An 11,870-nucleotide genomic window follows, 5' to 3' on the forward strand; every position below is an offset into this window, starting at 1 on the left:
ATAACCGGTAACCCTTCTAACTTCCTTATTTATCATGGAACGGATAACTCACTAGATTGGTAAAAATACGATACCCACCCGGCACCTGATTCTGGATTTGCCGATACCAGACAAGGTTCGTATATAAATAGCTTCCCTCGCCGTAGTCGGTCATTAATATCCCGCTGTCAAAAGGTTCTTCATTCGGATCCGCCATGCTGACGAACGTTTCAAACCTGTCATCCCATTCCATTGGGAAATACAAGCCTCTTTCTTGAACCCAATTGGACCAATCCTTCTCAGTGATAGTGTTCGGATAATTAAAGAGAGGATGGTTTGGTTTTTGGACGTGTACCTCAGCTGTTTCATCAGTAACTCGCCACTCAATCGATGGCTGACCAATAACTAGTTTGTATGGAGCCGTCGAATCCGAGTTCCAATTATCCCATGGTTTATTGTACTGTACGACAAGATGGCCGCCATCTTCTGCGTATTGAAGCAGTCGCTTGTTATTATTCCGCAAATCCTCACGAGACAAGTAAGCCCTGACACCTGTTACGATCGTATCATATTGAGAGAGATCTCCTGATTTCAAATCTTCTGGTCCAAGTTTTGTTACATCCATGCCGATGCCCTGTAATCGATCAGCTACTTTATCAAAGCCGCTGTCAATGTAACCGACTTTTAAGTTGTCAGGCATTTTCAAATCAAAGGCTACCCCTTCAACCTTGGCTGGCTGCAGATAGTACGAGGTATTGATATGTGCATAGTCAATTTTTTGAACGTAGGTACTTAACGACTTTCCATTCGCTTTGACGACTGGCTGTATAGTAAATTCTCCCTTATTTACTTCCGTGCTTGGGGAGACCGTGAAGGTAACCGTTTGTGTTTCGTTCTCTTCACTGAAAGCTACAGGCTTCAACTCAGGTTCTGCCGTCCATCCATCTGGAATATCAAGTTCCACAGAAGTTTCAAGCGATCCTGAGGTGTTATTTTGTACTTTGGCTTCAACGGTAATTTCTTCAGGTACATCCAGTGTGTTAACAACTAAGCTGGTTGGATCCGATTGTATAGATACGTCTGGTAAAACGGCTACCGTACTCTCGGTTTGATAGCTTTGTTTTACTTCGGCGGGACCGACTGAATAAGATAGTTTGGTTTGTATACTAGACTCATCATATGGTTTAAAGTACTCGGCGTCTGAAGGGACAGTGACAGTAAATTCAACAGTTTTACTCTCTCCTGATTTTAAAAGAAAAGGTTTTGGTGATTCTTCAACCGTCCACCCTTCAGGTAGGCTTAAGGCCGGGTGAACATCTTTAAGAAGCTGTTTGCCGTTATTTTTCATGGTGACCGTTACATTCGTTTGCCCGTTCTGTACGAGGGTAGCGTCTTCAACCGCTGTCTGAACTTCCAAGCTGGAAGCCACCTTACTTACTTCAGTAAGCTGAACCTCTTTCACATCAAGCCGGAACAAGATATCTTCTTTTTCTTTCGATTCTAAACGACTCTTTTCAGTCTTTGACTGCAAATGCCTTACTTCTTTAAGAGCCACATGTGCCTTTTTCAACGCTTGTGAGCGATCTGGATATTGTTTGATCACCTTATCAAGTGTTTTCTGTAAATGCGTCAGTTTGGCACTAAGACCCGGGTGTTCACTCTTTAGTCGGGACCCGATCTCCTTAAAATCATAAGCTAAACCGTCAAACATATTTTCTTCATTTGATATTTCAGTCACGGACTTAGCAAGTCTTAAATAGACTGTTTCAGGTTCAGCCGGTATATCTTCCCCCATTCCCTGACTCTTGTGGAGATATCGTGATTTTTCACCAAGCTGCGGGTAGGTCATACCATAGATTGGATCATATTTCCCTATTTGCAGTGAAGTTGTGGAATTGCCTGAGTCAGCAGGCAGATAGAGTTTCTTCACTTGCCAAGTAGACAGCCCTTCTTCAAGCTGTTCAGGAAAAACTGTTGGATCGGCAGCATCTTCAAAGGCTCTTCTTGTTAATAAGTTAATCGCTCGATGATGGCCGTGCTGTGATTCAACGTTCAAAAAGGAAGGGAATAAAATATCAGGCTTATAGGTTCGAATTCTGCGGATGAACCGTTTATAAGTAAGTTCTTCGCCCCATTTTTCCAACGTCTCTTCAGGACTTTTTGAGAAACCGAAATCATAAATCGGATCGTCGGTCGTCTGGCTTAAATGAAACACTTCCACCCCTGTAACCTTTGAGGCTTCCTTCATTTCATTAGAGCGTATGATCCCTAGTGCATTGCCAAGTTCCTTACCGATTTCGTTTTGTCCGCCCTCACCGCGGTTAGCGATCAAACTGGCTGTTCTGATCCCAAGCCCTCTCGACAAATAAGCAAGCAGATGACTTCGCTCATCGTCGGGATGTGCTCCCGTATTCAGGAAACTGAGTGTCGTATCTAATGGCTTTAATTTGTTCCAGAGCTCAACATCCGGATCCGCTTTCCCTTTCCCATAGGAATTTAGCGGAGCAGCCAATGGAACAATTAACATCGCGATCAGAATTAATAACGAAAACTTTTTCATCCCATTCCCCTTTCTAAGTTGACATGTTCAGTAGATGCAGATTAAGAGAAGACTTGGAAAATTAAATCAGAACCACCCCCCTATGAACGAGTCAGCAGCACGATCACTTTCTCCTTGCGATCATCGCCATTACAACGTCAGGATTTGGTCCGCCCGTCACCTTTCTTCTTTCTACAAAACAAACAGGATCAATAATCGCCTCCCAATCTTCTTTCTTCAGTTCCACATCACCTATCCACTCATTAATTTGGGATAACGATATTTCATACAACTCTTTACTCAAGTGCAATGCTTTTTTGGCGATCAAACTAGCGGTTTGATGTGCTTTTCTAAAAGGTACTCCATAATCACGGGCGAGTACATCGGCTAATTCAGTAATCGTAATCATATTTTCGCGGGCTTGCTTCTGTCCCCTTTCCTTGTCAAAATTCATCGTTACAATGACAGCATGCATAAGACGCAACACGCGTGAACCCTTTTTGAACCCATTATAGATATGCGGCTGCAGGTCATCTTCCGTATCATTAATATCTCCATAAGGTGTATTGTGGATCATATGAACGACCGCCATCCCCTCTGCGGCTGCACTGCTCGCTAAAGCACGAGAATGTTCAATCGAAACAGGATTTCGTTTCTGTGGCATAATACTGCTGATTTGTACGTAGGCATCTGAGACGTTTAACAAACCGACTTCCTTAGATGCCATGCGGAGAAACTCTTGGATCCAGCGACCAATATTGTTCATTAAGCTGACAAGCGCTTGACCTGCTTCAATCAAGTAGTCTCCCGCTGCAATCGCATCATAAGAGTTTTCGACCAATCCATCAAAACCGAGCAGTTCAACCATTCGCTCCCGATTAATCGGAAAACCGGTTGTTGTAATAGCTGCCGCTCCCATTGGTGATTGATTCACGGTTTGATACGCCTGCTTTAACCGCATTATATCTCTTTGCAAATTGTCATAAACCGCCACTAAATAATGTCCAAACGTTGTCGGTTGGGCCGGCTGTGTATGAGTATGAGCTGGCATAATCGAATCAACGTGCTGTTCTGCCTGCACTAGAATAGCTTCACCAAGCTGCTTCGTCTCACGGATTGCCTGTTTAAGATAATCCCTGATTACAATTCGATACATCGTCTCGCCCATATCGTTCCGACTTTTAGCCATGTGCATTTTCCCAGCTAATTCTTCACCGATGTAATCACCAATCTTTGATTCAATTAAAAAAAACAAATCCTCGTAACCCGAGGAATAGTTTAGTTGACGTTTATCAAGACTCTCTACCGCTTCAATCCCTTTTAAAATAGCAGCCTTCTCTTCACTGGTCAGGATCCCCTGCTCTTCTAGCATTGTCGTATGTGCTTTATGAACCATAAACATCGCATCCAATAAATGTTCTTTTTGATCGTAAAACACTGGTTTCAACAAGGACTCTACATACGTTTTTCCTGGAAAAGTTATCCCGTCACTGTGTTCGAACTGTTCTTTAGCACGGCTCATTAGAAACATGCACCCCAAATTTATAATGTATTTTCAGATTTAACACCTAAAAACTTATAAGCTACAAACAGGACGATCGCAATTATACCCACCTGAATCATTCCATAGGCTGCTGCCTGACCAATGTTAAACTGCCTTAATTGATTCATAATCTCAATCGAAATAGGCCGGTTGCCAATGGTATAAAGCAGTACGGACGTCGGAAATTCTCCTACAGCCTGAACAAATGCAAGCAACGTACCACTCAGCACACCCGGCATGATAATCGGAATCACGACACGTCTAAAGGTGTAAAGCCACTTGGCTCCTAAGTTTTGTGCAGCCTCTTCAATCGAATCATCCATTTGTTCTAGTACAGCAGATGTCGACCTGACCACAAGCGGGATGAAGCGGATAAAGTAGGCAAGCGGCAAGATCCAAAATGTCCCTACGAGCACTTTTCCAAATGAAAACGGAGAAGCCTGGTTAAACGCCAGAATTAAATTCATACCAACAACAGTCGCAGGTAAAGCCCAAGGTATCATGACGAGAATATCGACGAGATTCTTCCCTATAAAACTACGCTTCACAAGGGCATAAGAGGTGATAATGCCAAATACGAACACACCGATACAGGCTAAAGCCGACATGATCAAACTATTTTTCACAGGATCCCAAATATTTGGATCTTCAAATAGTAACCTGAAGTTTTCAAGGCTGAAGGCTTGCGGATAAGTCTGCCATGTCCATCCTCCCTCAGGTACAAGGGATAGAAGCATTAACGTGGCATGTGGCAATAGCAAAATAATCATCGCCACTATTCCTAGTGATACCATGCACCATTTTAATAGTGGGTTACTGACTTCACTGCGATGAGCTCCAATTCCTTTACTGGCCATCCGATAATCCTTGCGCCCCTGGTACCAGCGCATAAATAATAGAAAAGAGATTGAGACGGCTGATAGAATAACAGACTGGGTTGCCGCCATTTCCAAATTGCCATTCACTTTTGAAAAATAGATTTGCAGACTTAATACCCGATAACCCCCTGCCAGTAAAAAAGGCGCACTAAAAGAGGCCATCGAAACCATAAACACTAATAAAGAGGCAGCCACCAATCCCGGGGTTAACAGAGGAAAGGTCACCTTTCTAAACACACTAAATTTACTAGAACCTAGATTGTAGGCTGCTTCTTCTAAAGAAGGATCAATATTATTTAAAGCTGATGAAGTTGTCATATAAAAGTATGGGTACATTGTATAAGCGTGTACTAGCAATATCCCCGAAACCCCTCCGATACTGAAGGGAATCTCAGATAGGTTGAATAGATCTTTGATTGCATTGGGAACTAAGCCGGCTTCTCCATATAAAAACATAAACGCCATGACCCCAACCAGGGAAGGAAGAACAATCGGCATAATGGCAATGTTTGAAAAGAATTGACGTCCTGGAAAATCATAACGGTTAAAAATATATGCTAAAGGGATCCCAATCAAAGCACTAAAGAGTACCGATAATAAAGAAATATAAACGGAGTGCCAAAGGGCTTCTAAATTGGCAGCGGCTTTTGTTCCAAAGAAATCTTGATAATTTTGCAATGAGAAGAGTCCATTTCGTTTAAAACTTTCAAGCAGCGTTTCGATCGACGGATAAAGAACATACCCAACTAAGACGACAAGTACGGGAATTAATAGGAGTAATGTTTTTCGATGTTCAGCCTTTAACTTCATCGTGTCACTCCCTTGCCCTTGGAATCACGCGTATTTGGTCCTCCGGCATGTGCACACTAACGGTTGCTCCCTCCGCAAAATACGTACTTGGTCCTTGATTTAAACCAGTAGCCCTAAGTGTTATTTCTTCATTTATTTTTATAAAAGTATGAACAGATGCGCCGGTAAACTGCACAAGGGACACTTCACCTGTCCATACATTGTGCAGCTCTGTCAACTCCTCATCGCTGACTTGAATTGCTTCTGGCCTGATGGAGATCATTAATTCATCATCTTCGTGATAAGTTGCTATGTTCTGTTTAGAGTTTCTCACACGTATGGGGCTTTTAAGAGAATCGGAATTGAAAACGAACACTTCTTCTTGTTTCTTATCCAGTGTTACTGGTGATAAATTGGTTTCTCCAATAAACTCAGCTACAAAATCATTCACAGGTTCGTTATAAATATCAGTTGGGGTTCCCATCTGCTGGCACTTCCCATCCTTAAATACAGCGATTCGATCACTCATCGTTAAAGCTTCAACTTGGTCATGGGTTACGTAAATGGTTGTAATGCCATACTCTCGCTGCAACCTTAGTATTTCCGTGCGCATTTCATCTCGCAATCTAGCATCCAAGTTACTAAGCGGTTCGTCTAACAGTAAAATATCGGGTTCAATCACGAGTGCCCTGGCTAAGGCAACTCGTTGTTGCTGTCCGCCGCTTAGTTGACTAACCTGTCGCTGTATATATGATTCCAGACGAACTTTTTTTAGGACATCCTCTACCCTTTTCCTCGTTTCGGCTTTACTAATTTTCCTCACTCTCAAACCAAAAGCAACATTTTCAAACACTGTCATATGAGGAAAAAGGGCATAGTTTTGAAATACCATGCCCGTATTTCTTTTCTCAGGTGGGACTGTCGTCATATCTTTATTGTTAAATTTGACTTTACCGTGGGTAGGGTAATAGAATCCGGCAATCATTCGAAGCGTTGTCGTTTTCCCGCAGCCACTGGGACCGAGAAAAGTAAAAAACTCGCCCTCTTCGATTAATAAATCTAAATCTCTGACCGCCGTTACATTACCGAATTGTTTTGTAATCGTTGATAAATTCACTGTTGACATGAATCAACAACTCCCTTTATCTAATAAGTTCTATTGCTGGCTTTTATCCTTCTCAGTGTTCTTAATTTTTGTATCCCAATGTTCCATCCACTCTTGTGACTTTTCCTGAAAAAGAGTCCAGTCAATGTCCATTGGCTTAATATCCGTTTCCGTAATCCAGTCAGGCAAGCTTTCTATATCCTCACGAGTCGGAATGCGGTAGTATTTTTCGGCTAATAGTTTGGCAGCTTCTTTCGTATTCACAAACTCGTAAAAGGCTTTGGCAGCTTTAGGATGCGGCGCACCTTTTACAAGAGCAATTCCTTCCGTCAGCACAGGTGTGCCGCTCTCCGGAATAACATAATCAAACGGATACCCTTTTTCTTTTGCTAACATGACCGTGTCCGGCATATTCCAGACGGATAAGGAGCCGACACCTTTTGCCACCTGGTTATACATAATTTCCGGGTTGGCCGCATATTCCTTCGTATTCTCGTCGAGTTTCTGCAACCATTCATACCCCGCCTCAGGACTCTGTGTTTCTTGATACGTACGATAAATCATCGAGGAGAATATCGTGCGCATCGTTCCTGAAGCCAACGGATAACGAATGATGATTTCATCTTTCCACTTAGGATCAAGAAGATCATCCCAATCCTTAGGTGCTTCTTCTGGTGAGATTTCTTTTGTATTGTACAAAATAACTTCTGGTGTAATAGATGTTCCTGACCACATCCAATCCTCATCGTGGTACATATCAGGAAGAGCATCTGCATAAGAAGGCTTATATTTAGCCAACAAGCTTTCTTCTTTCGCTTTATCAAAATTCACCTGGGGTGCCCCCCACCATACATCGGCCTGAGGATTATTCTTCTCCGAACGAACCCGGTCTAAAATTTCCTGGGAACCCATATCTAAAAATTGCATATCGACGTCATATTCAGCCTCAAATTGTTTCTCAAACTCACTTAAAATGTCACTGCCATGCGGCGAATACACAACTACCTTATCTTCCAGTTCTGCAGAGGAACCAGAATCTTTTGCTTTTTCACTAGACTTCTCAGCTGTTTCCTCACTTGATCCTCCCGCCATACAACCCGCAAGAACAAAAAGCAGTACTGCTACAAAGAGAGAAGAAACGAGCCAATTCTTTTTAATTATATTCATAATACAACCCCCTATTAAATTTCAATCAAGGTATCCGACTCTTTCAAAAACAGCGCCACAGCCCCGATGACACCCGCTTCTTTACCAAAGGAAGTAGGCATGACTTCATATGTTCCTGGCGTATAACGCTCCATTATCTTCATCATCTGTTCCCTGATGATCGAATAGGATCCGCTGACACCACCCCCTAATATCACGAGCTCCGGGTCAAATAATGACACGTAATTGGCCACGCCTAGCGCTAAATTCTCCAGTGCAAAATCAACTACTTCCACAGCCTGCCTGTGTTGCTGCTGGTAAAGCTCGAACGCCTCTTTTGCCGTAACTATTGTACCTAGCCGCTCAGATAACCGGTTCCCAATAGATGAGCCACTGGCTATACTCTCCAAAAATCCATACCCTTCATAAACGGGATGGTAATGATCGGCATGTACTCGATCCGTAACTACATAGCCAATCTCCCCTGCACTATAGTTGCTCCCTCGAAATAACCTTCCATTCACCATGATTCCACTGCCAATTCCTGTACCGATCGCGATATAAATGAGGTTATTCTTGCCGCGGCCAACTCCTTTCCAATGCTCACCAAGAACGTTAATATTCACGTCATTATCGATATATATGGGAAGGTCAAAAATCCCCTTTAGCTTTTCTCTTACGGGATAACGGTTCCATTTAAGAGCAGGAGCCTCTTTCACTATTCCTGTTTCTATATTGGTGATCCCAGGAATTCCAGCTCCGACACCTAGAATCTTCTGATCATCAATTTTTAACTCCTGTTTCATAATGTCCACATGCTGCTTGATGACGGTAAACAAATCCTTATCCAAATGTTCCTGAGTTGGGAATTCCCGATAGGAGCAAACCTCCCCATTTAAATCAGCTATACCTAGGGCTACATTCGTCCCGCCAAAATCTATCCCAATCATGAAAGCTTTTTTAGGATTAAAGGTGAGATTTACCGGCTTTCTTCCCCCGTTGGTGGAAGCCTCCCCACATCCAACTTTTCGAATCCACCCTTCCTCCAATAATGTGTCAACAAGACTAGATACGGTTGGTTTGCTAAGTGAAAGCTTTTTGGCAATATTGGCTCGGGAAACAGCTCCCCCCTCCCGTACACATGTTAAAATTCGCTTTTGATTAGTTTTTTTAATGTAACTGGCATTTCCACTCTGCATTGAATAAGCCCCTTAGCCTGCGGATTTAGACTTATGATTCAGTTAGTAAAGTTTACTTACTAATTCGTTTGGTTCATTCTATGTCAATGTAAATGGGCTTAGAACTTTAGAAAAATAACCTCTGATGATAGTGCGTTAGCGTTAGGGTGGAACCTTCTTGAGTTGGGGCCGAACCTTATCGTTTTAGGGGAGAATCATTGAAGGTTAGGGGAGAATACTGACGACTTAAGTCCGAATCCCCTTGAGTCAGGGAAGAATCATGGCTCTCCAGGGTTGAATCCCGAAATGCTGCGGAACAGGAATACTGCAGACGATACTACTACACACAAAAAAAGACTCCAAACAGCTTTACAGCCATTCAGAGTCTTTCTATCACTTCTTATAATCCCACAAAATCTTCCACTCTTCCTTCACCTTCGCTGCAAAAACCTCCTGATGCAACGCAAAGTTCCCATATTTCCCTTTATACGTTTGAGTAACCGTAGTGGTATACACAACATTAATTGGTTCCGCTTTTTTCGTCATCGACCATCCTTCTATTTTTTCCATATCACTTAAAGAATACGTAAATGTGGTCACGCCAAAGTGATTCATAAATACATGTGCCCGGTCCTGAATGTAGTGTCCTTTGGCAAACTTTTCTTTCATGAGCGGGTGAAAAAGCTGCCAGGATGAAGCGAATTCTCCTTTTTGTTCATGGTCGTAAAATGTTTTTACAGCTTCTCTTGCCTGCTCGCTCGGGGATTGCCGCAGCATAAAAATCCCTAGCACCACGAGTCCGGTGACCAATACTGCTGCTATGAGGAAGAATGGTAATTTGCTTTTCTTCTGCTGCACGCCTGCCCACCCCCGTAATGACCTTTATACCACTAAACTATGCAGAAACATCGTACATTTAGTACAAGGGTGGTGGAGGTAAACCTGCATCTTACAGCTCAAAATTCATTTTATATCCTTTGTCAGTCCACGTTCCTTCTGCTTCTCGCTGTCGCTGTTCTTCACGCGTAGGAAAATACGAGCCCGGCTCCAGCAAGCAAGGTTAGACTAATTAAGCTAATCCACCATTTTTTCATCAAAAAAATCCCTCTGCATTTTCTAGTGTTCTAATTCATACACTAGTTCTCTTCACACATATCATGCTGTTTCTCAAACAAAAAAAGAATCCATGGCAGGCATAGATTCTTCTTATTCATAGTGCATCCCTATACCGTTGATAATAAGCTTCTACATTATTAAGCAAAAGCAACTCCGTGTATAGGTATGTCTTCATATTAAAATCATTAAAATCAATTGCCGTTAATTCCTGGATCTGTTTTATCCGGTAATTTAACGTGTTTGGATGAATGAACAACTGATTAGCGGTCTGCTTTCCTTTACCATTATTAGCTAAATAAACTTCAAGCGTACGCAGCAAATCAGTCTGCTTCTCTGTATCATTGTGAATCAAAGTCAATAAATCATCACTGTAATAATCTTCGGAGCTATTTTTTTCATAAAGAGTAGCTAAATAACGATATATCCCGAGTTTGGTAAACTCACGCGGCATTGATTCAGGCCGTGGCGTAATGAAATTGGCAATCTCAATCACTTCAAGGGCTTCAAGGAAACTTTTCCTAATTTGATAAAGAGATGTGTACTCTTTACCAACTCCAATGAGGAAATTGTAAAATTCCTCTTCCCCGGTCTCAGATTTGACTTCTTCTATTAATTCCCTGGCCATATCCCGTGTAGATAACCTGTTTTCTGACTTGCCATAAAGGACCATAATCATTTGAAATTCCGTTTTTAAATAATGAATGTTCTTTTTAGTGGAAGATTGGTGAACTGATTTCTCCAGGTAATCCAACATGTAATTATGCTGAGCAGCGGTTACCGAAAAAACCACCACCGAAAAGCGTTCCGGCAAGGTCAGCTTGGCAAGAGAAGCATCATGGCGGAACTGACTCTCGCTCCCATATTCATGGTGCAGCAGCTTCCACATTAACTCTTCTCTTCTCCCCTCTTTAGCGTTCGCCTTTTCATACATATCGTAAATCAGCTTCCCAAGGTGCGGAGTAACCTCTTCCAGAAGAGTCAGTTCCTCATCGGTCAAAAGATGATCCGATTCCTGTACCCATATATAGCCCATCGTATGACCAATGTGCTTGGCAGCCGTCACGACCCGCTGATGAAATCCAAGCTCCTCAATCGGATGGACACGGATCGGATCAGGCCGCTGTTCCAGACGCTGAACAATGCCTTCTTTTTTAAGGCGATCGATAACGAAGATGGGGCACTTTTTTGAGAGAATCGTTTTCTGCAGGGATTGATCAAACTCATCCATGGATGAACTATAGGAAATCAATTCAAAATTCTTATTCTCTATAATGACGGGCTTACGCAATGTCGAACTGATCAGCTCAGTGGCTTTATGAATATCCTCTACCTGGAGGATCAATTCCTTTACTTCCATATAACCCCTCCCCTTTCCAAGTAGTATGATTTTACTACATATCTCACGTTATTACCCACTATTATAGCGAGTTAGACTGGAAAGAGAAAGGGAAACATCTGTCTAACTATTAAAGTAGGCCTATGATTCAATTACTCGCCCTCGTTTATCAGCGCTCACCTCCCATATTCCGGCGCTCATCTCCCATATTCACGCCACGAAAAAAAAGCCCTCCCGCACCTCGGGAGAGCTTTTCACTAA

Annotated in this window: 8 protein-coding genes; all 8 read right to left on the minus strand. The window is 42.5% G+C overall.

All coding sequences use genetic code 11. The features are described from left to right. Nucleotides 1-25 precede the first annotated feature (25 nt). Nucleotides 26-2,539: an NEW3 domain-containing protein gene (locus tag B5354_RS08140; RefSeq protein ID WP_079527669.1), complete on the minus strand. Its 2,514-nt coding sequence runs from the start codon at nucleotides 2,537-2,539 to the stop codon at nucleotides 26-28. Between the two features lie 103 nt (nucleotides 2,540-2,642). Further along, on the minus strand, nucleotides 2,643-4,040 hold the full coding sequence (argH, locus tag B5354_RS08145; RefSeq protein ID WP_079527671.1) for an argininosuccinate lyase: 1,398 nt from the start codon (nucleotides 4,038-4,040) through the stop codon (nucleotides 2,643-2,645). A 20-nt stretch (nucleotides 4,041-4,060) separates the two neighbouring features. Beyond that, on the minus strand, nucleotides 4,061-5,749 hold the full coding sequence (locus tag B5354_RS08150) for an ABC transporter permease (RefSeq protein ID WP_079527673.1): 1,689 nt from the start codon (nucleotides 5,747-5,749) through the stop codon (nucleotides 4,061-4,063). Between the two features lie 4 nt (nucleotides 5,750-5,753). Then, on the minus strand, nucleotides 5,754-6,854 hold the full coding sequence (locus tag B5354_RS08155) for an ABC transporter ATP-binding protein (protein WP_079527675.1): 1,101 nt from the start codon (nucleotides 6,852-6,854) through the stop codon (nucleotides 5,754-5,756). A 30-nt stretch (nucleotides 6,855-6,884) separates the two neighbouring features. Continuing rightward, nucleotides 6,885-8,000 carry an extracellular solute-binding protein gene (locus B5354_RS08160; RefSeq protein ID WP_079527677.1) on the minus strand — a complete coding sequence of 372 codons (1,116 nt, stop codon included), beginning with the start codon at nucleotides 7,998-8,000 and terminating at the stop codon, nucleotides 6,885-6,887. A 14-nt stretch (nucleotides 8,001-8,014) separates the two neighbouring features. After that, a complete protein-coding gene (locus tag B5354_RS08165) occupies nucleotides 8,015-9,178 on the minus strand; it encodes an ROK family transcriptional regulator (RefSeq protein ID WP_079527679.1) in 1,164 nt (387 codons plus the stop codon). A 372-nt stretch (nucleotides 9,179-9,550) separates the two neighbouring features. Further along, nucleotides 9,551-10,015: a hypothetical protein gene (locus tag B5354_RS08170; RefSeq protein WP_079527681.1), complete on the minus strand. Its 465-nt coding sequence runs from the start codon at nucleotides 10,013-10,015 to the stop codon at nucleotides 9,551-9,553. Nucleotides 10,016-10,367: 352 nt separating this feature from the next. Next, on the minus strand, nucleotides 10,368-11,630 hold the full coding sequence (locus tag B5354_RS08175; protein WP_079527683.1) for a PucR family transcriptional regulator: 1,263 nt from the start codon (nucleotides 11,628-11,630) through the stop codon (nucleotides 10,368-10,370). Nucleotides 11,631-11,870: the final 240 nt, after the last annotated feature.

It is taken from the genome of Halobacillus hunanensis, from assembly GCF_900166655.1.
GTDB classification, from domain to species: domain Bacteria; phylum Bacillota; class Bacilli; order Bacillales; family Halobacillaceae; genus Halobacillus_A; species Halobacillus_A hunanensis.